This is a genomic window from Desulfoglaeba alkanexedens ALDC (genome assembly GCF_005377625.1).
Taxonomy (GTDB): domain Bacteria; phylum Desulfobacterota; class Syntrophobacteria; order Syntrophobacterales; family DSM-9756; genus Desulfoglaeba; species Desulfoglaeba alkanexedens.
Window position 1 is genome coordinate 1,162,885 of record NZ_CP040098.1, and the last position, 18,001, is coordinate 1,180,885.

Here is an 18,001-nt window from a genome sequence, read left to right on the forward strand (position 1 = left end):
TTCATCGACTCGCTGAAATGCAAAAAGCAAAGCCCCGCCGAGCCCACCCCTCACATTGTAGATAATTTTAATACAACCACATCACCGACCGACCTGATTCGCAGTAATCAAAAGGTGAGTGATTGTAGCGTGCGGACAGCCCGCAGCAGTGGGCGCGGCGTACCAGCTTTCTGTGCTGTTTGGTTTTCGCCAAAATACGGTGGGACAGGTGAAAGCCCGCTCTGCGGCCGACCCTGGCGGCGCCCGCCGCGGCGCCTTCGGGTACCCTTTTACCCTCGGACACTTTCAAGCTCTTCGGCCTTCCGATATGCCGTGACCGCCGCGATGATGTGGCAGATCCATCCGAGCGTCCCGCCGCTCCCGATCCACAAGCCGGGCGTCACGATGAGCCAGAAGACTCCCCGGAGAAAGTGACCGTTGTAGAACTGCCCAAGCCCCGGGAGAACGAGGCTCAATACCGCTGCATTGCCTTTCCTGGTCATGGTCCATCCTTTTCCATCTGTCCTCCGTGTTTCTTGGGAGCGGGCGGCCGCGGCCGATGTTCCAGCCCCTTCCGTTTCCACAGGGCCAGGGTGCGTTCGCCGAGGACGATTTTCCACGCACGGAAGGGCTTGATACCCACCGTCGCGCCGCCCGTCCGGCTCTTCTCCTAGCCGCAGCAGCGGAGGTCCTGGCGTTCGCAGCCGTGAAAATCTTTCTGCAGAATCCAGTCAGGCCACATGGACCGGAGGATCGACTCCCAGTGAGCGAACGGGGAGACCTTCTGACACACCACGGCACGGCAGCGAACCCCCCTCAGTGCTTCCACCCAGGTCGATGGCAGCGAAGATGAAAACAAGGATGACGCCGACGGGCCCGCCGCCCCACCTTCTTGCCTTTCAGGTCCGCTGTGAGATTGATGTTGGAATCTTTTCGGGCGATGACCTGGACATGCTCGGGGAAAAGCGTGCACACACCGACAAGATTTTGCTCCTGCCAAAAACTAGTACAGCGCAACGTACCAAAGGGTTCGAATTTCCGCAACTTTTTTGGGAAGCATTGGCTTTCGAGGCTGCGGAAACTATCATAGGACAAGCGAAAGAAGGCTCCGCTTGTATATGACAGCCGTCACTGGAGGAACCGATCCGAAAGAACGTCGCGCAGAAAATCATAGAATCTCACATGGTAGAGGGCCGCCCGGTTCAGGGCCAGGAAATCCGCATCCGGATCGATCGCACGCTGCTTCAGGACACCGCCGGCGCCCCGGCCATGCTCGAATTTGAAGCCTTGGGGATCGATCGAGTGCGGGCCGAACAGTGCGCGCAGTACGTCGATGACAACCTGCTGCAAACCGACAGCAAGAACGTAGACGACCACCGTTACCCGCAGTCGGCGTGCGCCAAGTTCGGCATCTATTTCAACCCTCCCGGGAACGGGATCAGCCATCAGGCGCACATGGGACGGTTCGGAGTCCCCGGAAAAACGCTTCTCGAAACGGGAAAACGCCAAGGAGGTTTCGATGGAACAACCGGTGCGAATCAAGAACATGGGGCTTCGCGGACTGGCGGTGGCTGACACGAAAATCAGCTTCATCGACGGCGAGAAGGGCATCCTGATCTACCGCGGTTTTCGCATTGAAGACCTGGCGAAGAGCTCCAACTTCATGGAAACCGCCTTTTTGCTCCTCATGGGCCGTCTGCCGGACAAATCGGAGGCCGAGGCTTTCCAAAGGCAGGTTGTTCAGGCTCGGCGGGTCCCCGCTTTCGTCCTGGAAACCTTGAGGCTTCTCCCCTCCAACGCGCACCCCATGGACGTGCTCCAGGCGACGGTGCCTCTTTTGGCTATGGCCGACCCGGACCTCCGCGATGAAACCCGCGACGGAAACGTCCGGAAGGCGGTTCGGCTCATCGCCCGCCTTCCCGTCGTAATCGCCGCCTGGGATCGCATCCGAAAGGGCAAGGACATCTTCGACCCAAACCCGTCTCTTGGTCATGCCGCCAATTTCCTCTGGATGCTCCACGGTGAAAATCCGAGCGCATCCATGGCCAGGGCCCTGGATGTCTGCCTGGTGCTGCACGCCGACCATACGTTCAACGCGTCCACATTCGCATGCCGTGAAGTGGTTTCAACCCGCGCGCACATGTACGCCGGGGTGGCCGCCGGCGTGGGGGCGCTGTCGGGAGAGCTGCACGGAGGCGCCAACGCCCGGGTCATGGAGATGTTGAAATCGTTGGAAAACGTGGACGACGTTGCGGGCTGGGTGCGGGGACGACTGGATCGGAAAGAACGGATCATGGGTATGGGACACGCCGTCTACAAGACCACCGACCCCCGGGCCAATATTTTGAAAGAAATCTCGGCGCGACTCGGCGAAGAAACCGGTCAACCCCAGTGGTGGCGCATCTCGAAAACCATCGAGGAAGTAGCCCTGGAGGAACTGGAAAAACGAGGCAAGAAGGACATCAAGCCCAACGTGGATTTTTACAGCGCTTCGGTCTACCATGTGATGGGAATTCCGGCGGATCTCATGACGGCCATCTTCGCGCTGTCGCGCATCGCCGGGTGGTGCGCCCACATCATTGAAGAAAAATTCGCCGAGGCTCAGGAAAAACCCATGCTGTACCGGCCCACGGCCGAATACGTCGGCGATTACTGCGGCCTCGTCGGCTGCACCTACGTACCGCCCGAAGAACGGGAACAGGCGGCGGGAGTCCCTTCCGCCTGAAAGAAGACATCCGGGCCCGGGCCGAATCCTCTTTCTGTTGATGTTCCAGACGGTGTATCTCCAGTTATTGAGATGTTACGAAGTTGGAGCTTCTGCACAGTTGTGTTCCCAAGCTGGAGCTTGGGAACAAGGTGGAATTTCCCGAGACTTTTAACATCTTACAATCCTGGAGATGGTTTGCATCGCGGGCAAGGCCGCTCTTACAGGAACAAGGAACCTCAGTGCCCGACGAGCATGGGCTTGTTTTTGGACAAGCTCTAAACTTCAACCCAAAAAACATCTTGCCATGAACCCCTCATGTCACAGGAGCCCTCGATGAAAAGAAAATCACGCTTTCACGGACTGTGGATCATCGCGATGGCCGTCGTTGGGATCCTTCACCTGAGTGAAGCCCGCGGCGACATTTCAAAACCCGAAGAGCTGGTCGAACGGGCCCAGATCACCCTCGAAAGTTTCGTCACCAACCCGAACTGCACCTGGCTTCGCGACCACCTGAAGGAAGCGCGGGCCGTGCTCATCGTCCCGCAGATTCTGAAGGGCGCCTTCATCGTCGGCGGTGCCGGAGGAAGCGGCGTTGTATCCGTCCGCGATGAACGTACGGGCACATGGAGTCCTCCGGCCTTTTACACGCTGGGGTCCGCCAGTATCGGGCTGCAAATCGGGGCTCACGCCTCGGAAGTGATCCTCATGGTGATGACCCCGTCGGGAATCGACGCCCTGTACTCTTCCACGTTCAAGCTGGGAGGCGATGCGACGGTGGCCGTTGGTCCCGTCGGGCTGGGGGTGGAAGGAGCGACCCCGCACAATCTGAGCGCGGATTTTCTTTCCTTTTCCCGATCCAGGGGAGCCTTCGCCGGCCTGTCGCTGGACGGCACCGTGATCGCAGCCCGAGACGACTGGAACGAGCAGTATTACGGAAAGCCCGTCAAGCCGGTGGACATCCTGCTTCTCAGGAAGGTGAACAACCCCCATGCCGACAAGTTGCTCAGCACACTGGCGCGACTCGCTCGATAGAGGCCGGAGCCGATCGGGGATGCCTTGGTGAGATGCGGAGCGGTCTCATTGCGGCGCGACCACGTTCTTTTGAAAACGGACATCCATGCAGCTTGTTCGCGAATGGTTTCAGCGGCACTTGAGCAATCCCCAGGTCGTGATCCTGGTCCTCCTGCTGAGCTCCGGCTTCCTGGGAGTCTACCTCCTCGGCGGCATGCTCACCCCGGTGCTGGCGAGCGTCGTCATCGCGTACCTTTTAGAAGGGCTGGTAGGGATCCTGCAGCGCCGCAGGGTCCCACGCCTTGTTGCGGTGGTCCTGGTGTTCTTGCTCTTCATCTTATCATGCCTCTTCGCTCTGTTTTTGCTTCTTCCTCTGGTATTCGACCAACTCCAGCAGCTGTTCGTTCAGCTGCCGTCGATCATCCTCTGGGTTCAGGGACAGCTCCTTCATCTTCCCGAGCGTTTCCCCGAATTCATCTCGGAGCAGCAGGTTACGGACCTCACGAACCTCATCCGTTCGGAGATCGGTCAGCTGGGACAGAAGGTCCTGTCCTATTCGGCGGCGTCGGTCATGGGGATCATCTCAATGCTGGTCTATCTGTTCCTGGTGCCTCTCATGGTCTTTTTTTTCCTGAAGGACAAGGAGCGCATTCTTCGCTGGTTCGGCCGCTTTCTTCCCAGGGACCGGCAGCTGGCGTCTCAGGTCTGGCGGGAAGTGGACCGCCAGATCGGCAATTATGTGCGTGGGAAAGTCTGGGAGATCCTGATCCTCTGGTCGGTGAGCACCCTGGCCTTCACGCTGCTCGGCCTGGAATTCGCCCTGCTTCTCGGCCTTTTCGTCGGCCTGTCCGTTCTCATCCCCTACATCGGCGCGACGGCCATGATGGTCCCGGTGGCCCTCATCGCCTATTTTCAATGGGGTTGGAGTTCCCAGTTCGCCTGGGCGGTGACCGCCTACACCGTGATCCAGATCCTGGACGGTAACGTCTTGGCCACACTTTTGTTTTCCGAGGTGACCAACCTGCATCCCGTAGCCATCATCGTGGCCATCCTGGTGTTCGGCGGCTTGTGGGGATTCTGGGGCGTTTTCTTCGCGATTCCGCTAGCCACGCTCGTTCAGGCGGTGATCACGGCCTGGCCGAAGGACGCTGATGAAGAAACCATAGGGGACGAGAAACGGATTGAAACGGTGGAAGCCACGGCCGCCCGGGAGTAGGCCGGTCGTTCGGGCCCGCAAGCGGCTTCTTCCCGAAACCCGTCAAGGAGGATCGATCCATGCCCATTGAACGGATCCGCTACCTGCCGCTTCGGGGAAAGATCACCGATGCGGTGAGTGCGGCTCAGTGCATCCAGGATGGCACCAATCTTTTCATCTCAGGCTTCACCGCCGGCTATCCCAAGCTGATCCCTCAGGAACTGGCCCGGCGGGCCAGGGCTGGTGAACGATTCAAGATCAATCTTTTCGCGGGGGCGTCCACGGAAGACACCGTGGACGGTATCCTGGCGGAAGCCGGCGTACTGGCATGGCGACGTCCCTACATGAGCGACCGGATCATGCGCGAAAAGATCAACCGAGGGGACATTTATTTCAAGGACGACCATCTGTCTAGTCTTTCCGAACAAGTTCGGGCCGGGAACTTGGGAACCGCGGATGTGGCCGTGGTGGAAGCAGTGTGCATCACCGAAAAGGGCCACCTGATTCCCACCATGTCGGTCGGAAACACCCCGACCTACGTCCGGGAAGGGCGGCGCATCATTATAGAGATTTCCGACCTACCGATCGAACTCCAGGGGCTCCACGACATCTTCATCCCGGAAGACCCCCCGTATCGGATGCCCATTCCCATCTACCGGGCGGCGGACCGGATCGGAAAGCCGTTCATCGAACTGGACCCGAATCGGGTCGAGGCCATTCTCTTCAGCCGGGAACAGGATCGCTATCCCATCTTTCATGAACCGGACGAGGTTTCCCGTCGGATTGCGGAACAGATCCTGGATTTCGTCCGCCATGAAATCCGCAAAGACCGCCTTTCACCAACGCTCCCCTGGCAGTCGGGCGTAGGCGATGTGGCCAACGCCGTGCTCGCCGGTTTCCTGGAAGACGATTTTTTCCAGGAAATCGAAATCTACTCGGAAGTCCTGCAGGACAGCGTTCTCGACCTCATCGATATCGGCAAGGTGCGGGCGGCGTCGGGTTCGTCGCTCACTCTTTCCGACAAGGCGCGCCGCCGGTTTTTCAACGAAATCTACCGCTACCGGGAAAAGATCGTCCTGCGCCCGGTGGAAATTTCCAACTCTCCGGAGGTGATCCGGCGCCTGGGCGTGCTCGCCATCAACACCGCCATCGAAGTGGACATCTACGGCCAGGTGAATTCCACCCACGTCATGGGCACCCACCTCATGAACGGCATCGGCGGTTCCGGAGACTTCTTGCGCAACGGGGCCGTTTCTTTTATCGTCACCCCGAGCACCGCCAAGGAAGGACGCATTTCGGCCATCGTTCCCATGGTGACGCACGTGGATCATTCGGAACATTCGGTCGATGTCGTGGTGACCGAAAACGGCCTGGTGGATACTCGTTCACTGACTCCGCGCCAGACGGCCGAACAGATCATTCGGCGATGCGCTCACCCGGACTACCGCGACATGCTCTGGGACTATTTTCAACGAGCACTGAAAGAACGCGGCGGCCACGAACCGCACGTTCTGGAAGACGCCTTTTTCATGCACCGGCGCTTCATGGAAACGGGGGACATGAGGCCTCGATGAGAAAAGGACATCTATGAAGACCCTCGACAACCTGCAGCCCCGGAATCGGTTCCAGACCCGCCCCCGGCGGGATATCCAGGCCGCCTGGAACGATGCCGTCGGCGAATGAGACGGCCGGATTCGATCCGGTCCCGTCAGCGAGGTGAACCGTGAACTGCCACGATCTCGACTTCAACATCTCCAGGCTCGGCCGATGCCGCATTCCCTCCCCTCTTTCCGGCGTGAGGTTCGTCCGTAACGACGAACGCGTGCTCTATCCTTCGGACGCGAGTGCCATCGAAGCCTGCGTCGCCGAGGGAAAACCGCTTCCGGCCTTCGAAGCGGCCGGCCCAAGGGAACAGATCTACTTCGACCCTTCGAAGCTCAAGTGCGGAATCGTGACCTGCGGCGGACTCTGCCCCGGCCTGAACGACGTGATTCGGGCCATCGTTCTGAGCCTCTTTCATCACTACGGCGTCGCCACGGTGTTCGGATTCCGCTACGGATATGAAGGACTCACCCACCGCCACGGCCATCGCCCGCTGGAACTGACGCCGCGCGCCGTGGCCGACCTCCACCAGAAGGGGGGGACCCTGCTGGGGTCTTCCCGGGGGCCGCAGGATGTCTCCGAAATGGTGGACACGCTGGAACGAATGAACGTGGGAATTCTTTTCGCCATCGGGGGTGACGGAACGCTTCGGGGCGCCCAGGCCGTCACCGAGGAAATCGGCCGCCGGAACCTCAAGATCGCCGTGATCGGAATCCCGAAAACCATCGATAACGATATTTCCAACGTCCAGAATTCCTTTGGATTCGAAACGGCCGTTTCGGAAGCCAGAACAGCCGTCTATTCGGCCAACGCGGAAGCCGAAGGGGCGCGAAACGGCATCGGCCTGGTGAAACTCATGGGCCGGGAATCGGGATTCATCGCCGCCTACGCCTCGCTGGCTCACAGCGAAGTGAATTTCTGCCTGGTACCAGAGGTGCCCTTCACCCTGGACGGGCTGCTCGCGGCCCTCAAGAGACGCATCGAAAGCCGGGGTCACGCCGTGATCGTGGTGGCTGAAGGCGCAGGGCAAGACCTGGTGGAACGGCCCAGGGAAACGGACGCCTCCGGAAACGTCCGCCTGGGAGACATCGGGATCTTTCTCCGGGACATGATCCCCGCTCGCCTCAAAAACCTGGGAATGGACGTGACGTTGAAATACATCGATCCAAGTTACACTATACGGAGCATGCCCGCCAACGCCCACGATTCCGTTTTCTGCCTGCTCCTGGGACACCACGCCGTCCATGCCGGGATGACCGGGCGCACCAACATGCTGGTCGGGTTCTGGAAAAACGAATTCACCCACGTGCCCATCCCTCTGGCCGCCTTTGAGCGAAAACGGATCGATCCGGAAGGCAGGCTTTGGAGCAATGTGCTCGCTTCCACCGGGCAACCGAAAGAAATGATGTGAAGGAAACGGGAATCACCCACGGATTGCCGGCGAAATCTCACAAGATCCGCCGCGGTTACCGGTATCCCCCGGGATCCAGCCGGATGGCCAGGGGAGTGAATTTCTCGGTCTTCAGCCGCTATGCCACGAGCATGGAACTGCGGTTGTACGAAAGCGCGCGGAGCCTGGAACCGTTCCAGGTGATCCGTTTGGACCCCAACGTCCATCGGACTTTCTTTTTCTGGCACGTGTTCGTTCAGGACCTTCCGCCGGGGGTCCATTATACGTGGCGAGCCGACGGCCCCGGCGATACGGCGGTTTCCGGACATCGATTCGACAAGCGGGTGGAACTGCTCGACCCATGGACCAAAACCGTAACCTGTGACTTTTGGGACCGCCGCCGCACATCGCGGATGCCCGGCCAAGGTCTCTCGTCCATGCGGGCCGCCGTGGTGGATGGCGCCTACGACTGGGAACGCGACCGCCCGCTCAACCACCCGCTGGAGAAATGCATCATCTATGAACTGCACGTGGGCGGCTTCACCCGGCACCCCTCGGCCGGTGTCCGGCACCCGGGGACTTTTCTTGGGGTCATCGAAAAGATCCCTCACCTCAAGGACCTCGGGATCACCGACGTGGAACTCATGCCTTGCATGGCCTTCGATGAACAGGACGTCCCCGAGCCGGCGGCCGCCCTGGGACTCCGCAACTTCTGGGGCTACAGCACCCACAGCTTCTTCAGTCCGCATCCCGGTTACGGCACATCTCCCCGTCCCGGCTCCCACCTCCAGGAATTCAGAGACATGGTGAAGGCGCTCCACCGGGCGGGAATCGGAGTCATCCTGGATGTGGCCATCAACCACACGGCGGAAGGGGGAGCGGAGGGGCCGATCATCAACTTCAAGGGGTTCGCCAACGAGATCTTCTACCACCTGGATCCCGCGGACAAGAGCCGCTATGTGGACTACACCGGCTGCGGCAACACGGTGAACTGCAATCACCCCCTGGTTTCGCGTTTCATCCTACATTGCCTGGAATACTGGGTGAGGGAAATGCACGTGGACGGGTTCCGGTTCGACCTCGCGAGCGTTCTCGCCCGAGGGGAAGACGGCCGGCCCATGCCTCACGCCCCGGTGCTGTGGAGCATTGAGTTTTCCGAAGCGCTCGCCGATGCAAAAATCATCGCCGAAGCCTGGGACGCCGCAGGGCTTTACCAGGTCGGGGCCTTTCCAGGGTTTCGCTGGAGCGAATGGAACGGGAGGTACCGGGACGTGGTCCGCCGGTTCGTTCGCGGAGACAAGGGGCTGGTTGGGGAAATGGCCACCCGCCTTGCCGGAAGCAGTGATTTCTACGAACCCCAGGGGCGGCTTCCCACCAACGGGGTCAACTTCGTGACCTGCCATGACGGGTTCACGCTGTGGGACCTGGTGAGCTATGAGCGAAAGCACAACGAGGCCAACGGGGAGGACAACCGGGACGGAACGGACGAAAACTTCAGCTGGAACTGCGGCGTGGAAGGCGAAACACGGGATCCGCGCATCCTCTCCCTGCGCAAACGCCAGGTCAGGAACTTCATGGCCATCCTGTTCCTGAGCCAGGGAGTCCCCATGATCCTTGCAGGCGATGAAATGCTCCGCACCCAGAACGGAAACAACAACGCCTACTGCCAGGACAATCCCCTGGGTTGGGTCGACTGGACGCTCAACGAAACAAACCAGGGGATGCTGCGCTTCGTCCGACAGATGATTTCGCTTCGCAAGCGGCACCCCAGCTTGATGCGAAAGCGCTTCCTTACCGGAAAGAAGGTTCCAGGGCGGCCTCTTCCGGACGTCGCCTGGCACGGCAGGCGACTGGGTGAACCTCTCTGGGACGATCCAGAAGCTCAGGTATTGGCCTTCACGTTGGCCGGCGTCGGCCGGGGGGAAGAGGACCTGCACGTGATCCTCAACCCGGCTCAAAGCATACTGAACGCCCCCCTGCCGAATCTGTCCGGAAGGCGGTGGCATCGGGCGGTGGACACCTCCATGGATTCACCCCAGGATATCCTCGAACCCCAGGATCAGCCCGCCGTAAAAGGGAGCTTTTATCTGGTTCGCCCGCACAGCGTCGTCGTGTTCGAAAGTCGGCGGAGGCTTTGAAACCTGGAGCACCGACAACATTCTCAGTGTTTTGGGAGGCAGACGATGTCGCAGCTCACCCAATCGCCGCGTTGGAAGGCCTTGAGAGAACATCGCCGGGAAATGGCGGGAGTCCGAATGAGGGATCTTTTTGCCGCGGACCCTCAGCGCTTTCAGCGGTTCTCTCTGCGCCTCGGAGACCTTCTCGTCGATTTTTCAAAAAACCTCATCACGGAAAAGACTCTCGGTCTGTTGCTGGAACTGGCCCATCAGCAGCGGCTTTCGGAACAGATCCAGGCCATGTTCCGCGGCGATCGGATCAACACGACGGAAGGACGCCCGGTGCTTCACGTAGCGCTTCGAAACCGTTCTCAGCGCCCCATCCTGGTGGACGGCGAAGACGTGATGCCGGAAATAAACGCGGTACTGGACCGCATGCGGACCTTCACCGAGCAGGTTCGGTCCGGCCGATGGAAAGGACATTTCGACGACGAGATAACCGACGTGGTGAACATCGGCATCGGAGGGTCCGACCTGGGGCCCCGGATGGTCACCACCGCCCTTGCCCACTATCACCAACCCCCCATGCGCTTCCACTTCGTTTCCAACGTGGACGGCACGCATCTTTCGGAGACGTTGAAGCCGCTCCGACCGGAAACGACCCTTTTCATTGTGGCGTCCAAGACGTTCACCACGCAGGAAACCATGACCAATGCGGCGTCGGCCAAGGCGTGGCTGCTGTCCCGGCTCGGCGATGAGAAGGCCGTGGCGAAACATTTTGTTGCGGTTTCCACTAATCGGAAAGCCGTTTCGGCCTTCGGCATCGATCCGGAAAACATGTTCGGCTTTTGGGATTGGGTCGGCGGGCGTTATTCGCTCTGGTCCGCCATCGGGCTGCCCATCGCCCTGGCCGTCGGCATGGACCGTTTCGAAGAACTGCTGGCCGGGGCCCACAAGGTGGACGAACATTTCCGAACCGCCCCTTTTGAGACGAACATCCCGGTGATCCTGGGACTCCTGGGGATCTGGTACAATAATTTCTTCGGCGCCGAAACCCACGCCGTCCTTCCCTACGACCAATACCTGCGGCTCCTGCCGTCCCACCTGCAACAGCTCGACATGGAAAGCAACGGGAAGAGCGTCACCCGGGAGGGTGAACGCGTGGACTATGCCACCGGGCCCATCATCTGGGGAGAACCCGGAACCAACGGCCAGCACGCGTTCTTCCAGCTCCTCCATCAGGGCACCCGGCTCGTTCCCTGCGACTTCCTGGCTCCGGCACAGCCCCTGAACCCCCTCGGCCGCCACCACAGCATCCTCGTGGCCAACTTCCTGGCTCAAACCGAAGCCCTCATGAAAGGAAAATCCGAACAGGAAGCCCGGCGCGAACTGGAACATGCCGGAGTCGCGGGCCCTATGCTGGGGATACTCGCGAAGGCCAGGACCTTCGACGGAAATCGGCCCAGCAATTCCATCGTGTACAAAAGACTCACCCCCGAAACACTGGGAATGATCCTCGCCGTCTACGAGCACAAGGTCTTCACCCAGGGGGCGGTCTGGAATATCAATTCCTTTGACCAGATGGGAGTGGAACTGGGAAAGCAGCTGGCCAGGGCCATCGAACCCGAGCTGGAAGGCCGGGGCGCCGTAGCGTCCCACGACGCCTCCACCAGCGGGCTCATAAGGCATTTCAGGCGGCTGGGGCTGGGATCGGAGAAATCCTGAGCTTCGAGATCCCGAGCCCGGTTTGGAAATGCACACGGTGAATTTCCCGGAACACGTCTCCTTCCCGATCTTTCGGCACCATCGCCGATCGGCTTTTCCGGCAGCGAAGGCTCGGGTTCCTCCACGCTCAGATCAAAGACCGCTTCTTGAGCCTCGGTCGCCGTCCGCCCGGTCCTCGCCCGTTCGCGGCAGCGGGCAGCGCCCTGTGAGGCAACGGAGCACGGTGGCCCGTGCCCCTCCTTGCTGCACAAGGCTAAAGAGCTTGTCCAAAAACAAGCTCATGAAAGTCGGGCCCTGAAGTTCCTTGTTCCTGTAGGAGCGGCCTTGGCCGCGATCGGGGTCGCCGGCAAGCCGGCTCCTACAGGGTATGAGTCGCTCCTTAGCTGCCGTTCGCGAACCGCCCTACGGCGAAAAAACGGACACCCAATCCTCAGAAGCGTGACGGGTATTCTCAGACAGCCTCTAAAGAGGATCGGTCGTCTTAAAAAAGGGCGGACTACAGCGCCCGCATGAAAGCCACCAGCGCTTTCTTTTCTTCCGCAGTGAGCTTCAGCTCTTGAACCAGGTTGAAGAATTCAACCGTGTCTTCGAGAGTGAGGAGTCGCCCGTCGTGCAGGTAAGGCGGCGAATCCTTGATGCCCCGAAGAGGAAAGGTCTTGATGGGACCGTCGGCGGCCGCCATGCGCCCGTTGACCATCTGAGGCTTGAAGAAGCGTTCCGTGCGGAGATTGTGCATCAGGTTGTCCGTATAATAGGGAGCCGGATGACAGACGGCGCAATTGGCCTTGCCGAAAAAGATTTCTTCTCCCCGCATTTCCTCCGGGGTGGCCTTCCCGGGATCCAGCCGGCCGTAAATGTTCAGTTTCGGCGCCGGTGGAAAATCCAGCAGCGCTTGGAACTCGGCCATGAAATGCACTTGGCTCCCACGTTCCAACACATTCACGCCCTTCTTGGTGGCGATCACCGGGTCCCCGTCGAAATAAGCGGCCCGCTGCTCGAATTCCGTAAAGTCTTCCACCGACTTGAGCGCCCGCTGCGAACCGAACAGCCGCTGAACATTCACACCTCGCAGCGTCGGCGTGTCGATCCGGTGCCTGAATTCCTGAGGACGGATGTCGCCCACGAGATGGGTCGCCGCATTGGTGTGACCGTTCACGTGGCAGTCGAAACAAGTAACTCCACGGCTGGGGAGTTCGCTCCGGCGGTCCTCGGTCTGGTTGAACTGCTGCTGCGGGAAGGGTGTCACGAGAAGCCGCAGCCCTTCGAGTTGCTTAGGGTTCAAAATGCCGTTGAACAGCTCATAGTAGTTCATTAGAGTAACAACCTTTCCCTGGGAGACGTCTCCCAGGTCGGGGCGGGTCGTGAGGTAGATGGGCGGAGGAAACTCGGGCAGCAGGTGCTCGGGCAGATCGTAATCCAGGTCGAAACGGGTAAGGTCCCGTCCTTCCTGTTTCTTGATTTCGTCGATGTGAAATTGGGGAAAAACCTGGCCGCCTTCCACGTGGTTGGGATGAGGAAGCGGCAGAAAACCTTTGGGCCACAGCCCCTTTTTGAAAATCTCTTCGGGGGACATGGCGCCCAGCCTGTCCCAGGTCATGCCCTCGGGAAGCTTGGCCCTGACGCCTTCCTGAACGACTTTCCCGCCGCTCATGGTGACTCCCTGGGCCGGCCGGTCACCCAGATCATAGCGCTCATTGAGTAAATCCATCTGGCGCTTCATGACCGCGGCCTTTTCGCCTTTCATGCGGGTCATGGTCTCTTCGAAGGGTTCCTTGATAACCACCGGCAAATAACTGCTCGGAACCATGTCGGCCGCTCCCGCCGCAAAAGGAACCAGCAGGACGCACAATAAAAGGGCCCACCATAACCGACGGCTGCTGGAAAAACACTGGCTTTGCATAGGATCATCTCCATGCTTACGGGTGTTCGATAAGATCAACGCCTCCAGGTTTCGGGTGATGCACGATCGCTTTTCACCTCCCTTCACCGCCTGGGCCGACGCCCGGCGTGTTTCAAGGCGCGTCCATACCGACCCCTGGGATCCGCCGATTCGCTCTCCGCGGAACCTTGCGGGGTGCGATCGGTTGAACGCGGGAGAGTTTGCGAAGGCCCGCCGCAGGCACATATGCTCCATGCGGCCGCCTTCCAGGTTAATGTGAAAGAACCGTGCTTTCGCCTCGTCGCTGGGAGCGGCCTCCGCCGTGCCCTGGATCGCCGGCGTATCGGCTCCTACATGCGAGCCGCATTCATGGCGGGTGTTTTTATCCCTCGTGGTGGTGGTGGTGGTAGTGGCGCATTGAGCGCCGTGGCCATGTTCTGCCGCGTCTTGAGATAAACCGGAACAGCTCCCTGTCCTGATGCCATTTCAGAACACTTCCTCAGCCCGGTGTCAACCCCCGAGATACTCTGCGCATGCTCTTGGACGCCCCTTTCCGTCGGAGCTTCAGGGTTTCCGGCAGCCCTTCGGAACGCTAGCCAAAAACAATTGCGACTTGACAACCCGGCGCTCGACGGGCCATGTTCCACGGACAATCCCCCAAGGGCATACATGGTTGACGGAAAACCCGGACGATATGAAAAGCGAACACCCCGCCTCACTGACCATCACAGCCTCCTCTCCGGGGGTCCTTTGCCTCCGTCTCTCGGGTGAATGGCGTATGGGCTATCCACTACCGTCGGCCGAAGCCATTCGAAAACACCTTGATCCCGGCTCGCACATCCAACGAATCGAGTTCGACGCAACCGAACTGGCGGGTTGGGATTCGGGACTGTTGAGTTTTCTCGCGAAGGTCGAGCGATGCTGCACCGAAAGCGGGGCGGCGATGGCGGCCGGCGGGCTTCCCGAAGGAGTCCGGCGGCTTCTCGCCCTGGCGTCGGCGACGCCGCGTAAGGAAACGCGGAACCGGACCGACCATCCCGACATTCTGACTCGAATCGGCAGGTCCGTTCTCGTGTCGTTTCGAGCTTCCGAGGAGTTCTTCGCTTTCCTGGGTGAAGTCACTCTCGCTTTCGGAAGACTGGCGACCGGAAGGGCCCGATGGCGTTTTTCCGACCTGGCCCTGTTCGTTCAGAGAAGCGGGCCGCAGGCGCTTCCCATCGTCTCGCTCATCAGTCTCCTGGTAGGGTTGATCCTCGCTTTCGTCGGCGCGGTGCAGCTCAAACTGTTCGGAGCTCAGATCTACATCGCGGACCTCGTGGGGTTGGGCATGGTCAGGGAAATGGGAGCCATGATGACGGGGGTGATCATGGCAGGGCGGACCGGGGCCGCCTATGCCGCCCAACTGGGCACCATGCAGGTCAACGAAGAAATCGACGCCCTGAAGACCCTGAGCATTTCCCCTATGGATTTCTTGGTGATTCCACGGGTCATCGCCATCACCCTCATGATGCCGTTCCTTTGCGTTTACTCGGATTTCATTGGGATGCTCGGAGGCATGGCGGTCGGGATCGGCATGTTCGACATCACCTACGCCCAGTACGTGAGCCAGACCCGGGCCGCGGTGACCTTGACCGATCTGTGGATCGGCATTTTCAAGAGCAGCGTCTTCGGGGTGTTGGTCGCTCTTTCAGGATGCCTCCGCGGGATACAATGCGGCCGGAGCGCGGACGCGGTAGGCACCGCCGCCACGTCCGCCGTCGTGACCGCCATCGTGTGGATCGTGGTGGCGGACGCACTTATCACGGTGATTACCAGCGTAATCGGGATCTGACCAAGAAGGGACAAGGGACGGTGGCTGAACCGAACATTCATATCTCGGTGGAAGACCTGGACATGGCGTATGGAAGTTTCGTCATCCAGCGGAATCTCGATTTCAGGATCCGGCGGGGCGAGATTTTCGTTATCATGGGTGACAGCGGATGCGGCAAAAGTACGCTCCTTCGCCACCTGGTGGGATTGATCAAACCCACAAAGGGCCGGATTCTCTACGACGGCATGGATTTCTGGGGCTCGGAGCCCGCAGACCGCAACCGGATCATGAAAAGGATCGGGGTGCTCTACCAGAGCGGCGCCTTGTGGAGTTCCATGACCCTTGCGGAAAACGTGGCCTTGCCGCTCCAGGAACATTCCACGCTCAGCGCCGCCGAGATCCAGGACATGGTTTCGCTGAAACTGGCCCTGGTGGGGCTTTCGGGTTTCGAGGAATTCTACCCGTCGGAAATCAGCGGCGGCATGCGGAAACGGGCGGGCCTCGCCCGCGCCATGGCGCTGGACCCGGAAATTCTCATGTTCGATGAACCGTCGGCCGGCCTCGACCCCATCAACGCCTATCGACTGGACGAGTTGATCCTGGAAATCCGAGACAGCCTGGGTACCACGGTGGTGGTGGTGACCCATGAACTGGAAAGTATCTTCACCATCGCCGACAACGCCGTTTTTCTGGACGGTGAACTGCGAACCATGGTCGCCCAAGGACACCCTCGAAAACTTCTTGAAACCTGTGACATCCCCAAGGTAAGAGAGTTTCTCACGCGCGGGCGGGCCGACGGGTCCCACGCCTCTTCCAGACCGACATTCGAACCCCCCGGCGGGCGCAACACCAACGCACCCTCCGCGTCCGCAGGCACCTTGAGCGACCGAGTGCCGTCATGAGCCAGAAGGCCGATCCCAAAATCATTGGAGTATTTGTTGCCGGCGCCGTCGCCCTCGCCGTAGCGGCCCTTCTCATTTTCGGCTCGAGGCAGATCTTTGGAACGAAGGAAACCTTCGTGGTCTTCTTCGAAGAATCCGTGAGAGGACTCGGGGTTGGAGCGCCCGTAGCTTTTCGCGGCGTTCAGATCGGCCAGGTATCCCAGATCCTCCTGCACATTGATCCTCAGGCCGAAAAGGTCCGGATCCCGGTGCTCATCGAGATCGACCCGCAGCAGATCGGCGTCGGTGACCGGGCGCTTCGGATCGAAGACGAGCTGCTCAACCAGTGGATCGAGCAGGGTCTCAGGGCCCAGCTGGCCATCCAGAGCCTGGTGACCGGCCAACTCATGGTCGAACTGGACTTCCACCCGGGCACGCCGATCAAGCTTGTCGGAGCGATCGCGGAACACCGGGAAATTCCCACCGTACCCACCGACCTGGAAAAATTCTTCAAACGCTTCGAGGAAGCGCCCATCGAACGGATCCTCGCCAACCTGGAAAGTACGCTGGCGGCCCTGCAGGAGGTCATGAGCTCGCCTGAACTCAGAGGGGCACTGAAAGGGCTGAACGAAACACTCAGCGAATCCAGGCAACTCGTTCAAACCCTCAACCAAAAAGCGGAACCGGCGGCGAAAAACCTGGAAGAAACCCTCGCCCAAATCACGGAGTTCGTGCGTAAATTGGACGCCCGAAGCGCTTCACTGAACCGGGAACTCGAAGCCTTTCTGACCGAATCCCGAGGGCTTGTAAAAGACGTGGACGCCCGCATGGGGCCGCTTTCCTCAAACCTGGAACAGACTTCCGCCGAGACGAGGGAAACCATGGAAAGACTCGGTCATCTGCTGGATGAAGATTCGCCGATCGTGCAGGCGCTCACTCAATCCCTGGAGGATTTCTCGGAAGCGGCCCGCGCCCTGCGGGTGCTGGCGGAGTATCTGGAACACCATCCCGAAGCCCTGATTCACGGAAAGGGCGACTGAAGGGAGGCGCTTCATGCGTCAAAGCTTCTGGAATCTGCGGCGGCTCACCGCCCCGATGCTGCTCCTGCCCTTCCTGTGCGGCTGCATCTGGGCCGTCAGCCCGCCTGCGCGCCACTACGTTCTCGAAAGTTCTCAAGCCCTCAGAGCGGCTCAATCCCACGGCGCGGGGTTTGGAAAGCTCGTCCTGGGGGTCGGACCCGTGGAAATCCCTTCGTATCTGGATCGGCCCCAAATCGTCACTCGGCCTGCTCCGGCCGTGGCGGAACTGGCGGAATTCGACCGGTGGGCTGAGCCGCTGAGGGAAGCCTTACCCCGCGTTCTCGCCGAAAATCTATCCATGCTCCTGGGAACCGACAACGTCTACCTCTACCCGTGGAAACGATCGATTCCCATCGATGTTCAGGTGACGGCGCAGGTGATTCGCTTCGAAGGGACTTGCGGCGGCGAGGTCGACCTGGTCGCCCGGTGGTCCATTCGCAATGCGAAGGAACAACAGGCGGTGGTGCCGTGGAACCATTTCGAGGCCAAGGAGTCTTGCAAAGGGAGCTCGGCACAGGACTACGTCACAGCCCTGAGTCGTCTCGTGGAACGGCTGGCCGCCGAAATCGCCCATGGCGTGGAAAAGGAGCGCCAACACCGGTCGGAGATCCCCGCCCGGGCTTCTC

General features: G+C 60.1%; 14 protein-coding genes and 1 pseudogene. 13 read left to right on the top strand and 2 right to left on the bottom strand.

Annotated features, from left to right (window positions below; all coding sequences use genetic code 11):
• Positions 1-269: 269 nt before the first annotated feature.
• Positions 270-482 (bottom strand): DUF5683 domain-containing protein, encoded by a 213-nt coding sequence (locus FDQ92_RS05535; protein ID WP_137423658.1) that lies wholly within the window; start codon positions 480-482, stop codon positions 270-272.
• A gap of 346 nt (positions 483-828) precedes the next feature.
• Between FDQ92_RS05535 and FDQ92_RS05540 the strand changes: the two genes are divergently transcribed.
• The 9 genes from FDQ92_RS05540 to pgi all read left to right on the top strand — a co-directional run bounded on the left by FDQ92_RS05540 (position 829) and on the right by pgi (position 11,726).
• Positions 829-1,101: a hypothetical protein gene (locus tag FDQ92_RS05540; protein WP_137423659.1), complete on the top strand. Its 273-nt coding sequence runs from the start codon at positions 829-831 to the stop codon at positions 1,099-1,101.
• A gap of 60 nt (positions 1,102-1,161) precedes the next feature.
• Positions 1,162-1,554, top strand: a complete 393-nt coding sequence (locus FDQ92_RS16165) for a hypothetical protein (RefSeq protein WP_342780361.1) — start codon at positions 1,162-1,164, stop codon at positions 1,552-1,554.
• Positions 1,499-2,704 (top strand): citrate synthase, encoded by a 1,206-nt coding sequence (locus FDQ92_RS05550; protein WP_211341377.1) that lies wholly within the window; start codon positions 1,499-1,501, stop codon positions 2,702-2,704. The genes FDQ92_RS16165 and FDQ92_RS05550 overlap by 56 nt, the downstream gene beginning before the upstream one ends.
• Before the next feature lie 315 nt (positions 2,705-3,019).
• Positions 3,020-3,718 carry a lipid-binding SYLF domain-containing protein gene (locus FDQ92_RS05555; protein ID WP_211341378.1) on the top strand — a complete coding sequence of 233 codons (699 nt, stop codon included), beginning with the start codon at positions 3,020-3,022 and terminating at the stop codon, positions 3,716-3,718.
• An 85-nt stretch (positions 3,719-3,803) separates the two neighbouring features.
• Positions 3,804-4,913 (top strand): AI-2E family transporter, encoded by a 1,110-nt coding sequence (locus FDQ92_RS05560; RefSeq protein WP_137423660.1) that lies wholly within the window; start codon positions 3,804-3,806, stop codon positions 4,911-4,913.
• 59 nt (positions 4,914-4,972) lie between these two features.
• Positions 4,973-6,466 carry a succinyl-CoA:acetate CoA-transferase ScpC gene (gene scpC, locus FDQ92_RS05565; protein ID WP_137423661.1) on the top strand — a complete coding sequence of 498 codons (1,494 nt, stop codon included), beginning with the start codon at positions 4,973-4,975 and terminating at the stop codon, positions 6,464-6,466.
• Positions 6,467-6,615: 149 nt separating this feature from the next.
• Complete coding sequence (locus tag FDQ92_RS05570) at positions 6,616-7,905, top strand: ATP-dependent 6-phosphofructokinase (RefSeq protein WP_137423662.1); 1,290 nt, start codon at positions 6,616-6,618, stop codon at positions 7,903-7,905.
• Positions 7,902-10,022 (top strand): glycogen debranching protein GlgX, encoded by a 2,121-nt coding sequence (glgX, locus tag FDQ92_RS05575; protein ID WP_246041838.1) that lies wholly within the window; start codon positions 7,902-7,904, stop codon positions 10,020-10,022. The genes FDQ92_RS05570 and glgX overlap by 4 nt, the downstream gene beginning before the upstream one ends.
• 45 nt (positions 10,023-10,067) lie before the next feature.
• Positions 10,068-11,726: a glucose-6-phosphate isomerase gene (pgi, locus tag FDQ92_RS05580; protein WP_137423663.1), complete on the top strand. Its 1,659-nt coding sequence runs from the start codon at positions 10,068-10,070 to the stop codon at positions 11,724-11,726.
• 496 nt (positions 11,727-12,222) lie between these two features.
• Here pgi and FDQ92_RS05585 read toward each other — a convergent pair whose 3' ends face one another.
• Entirely contained in the window at positions 12,223-13,626 is a 1,404-nt protein-coding gene (locus FDQ92_RS05585; protein ID WP_170180208.1) for a cytochrome B6, read from the bottom strand.
• A 673-nt stretch (positions 13,627-14,299) separates the two neighbouring features.
• On the opposite strand from FDQ92_RS05585, the gene FDQ92_RS05590 reads away from it, so the two are divergent.
• The 4 genes and pseudogenes from FDQ92_RS05590 to FDQ92_RS16435 all read left to right on the top strand — a co-directional run.
• Positions 14,300-15,436, top strand: a complete 1,137-nt coding sequence (locus tag FDQ92_RS05590) for an ABC transporter permease (protein WP_137423665.1) — start codon at positions 14,300-14,302, stop codon at positions 15,434-15,436.
• Between the two features lie 62 nt (positions 15,437-15,498).
• A complete protein-coding gene (locus tag FDQ92_RS05595; RefSeq protein ID WP_137425727.1) occupies positions 15,499-16,317 on the top strand; it encodes an ABC transporter ATP-binding protein in 819 nt (272 codons plus the stop codon).
• Positions 16,314-17,336, top strand: a complete 1,023-nt coding sequence (locus FDQ92_RS05600; RefSeq protein ID WP_137423666.1) for an MlaD family protein — start codon at positions 16,314-16,316, stop codon at positions 17,334-17,336. The genes FDQ92_RS05595 and FDQ92_RS05600 overlap by 4 nt, the downstream gene beginning before the upstream one ends.
• 55 nt (positions 17,337-17,391) lie before the next feature.
• Positions 17,392-17,886, top strand: a pseudogene (locus FDQ92_RS16435) (PqiC family protein); the annotation flags it as partial.
• Between the last annotated feature and the right edge of the window lie 115 nt (positions 17,887-18,001).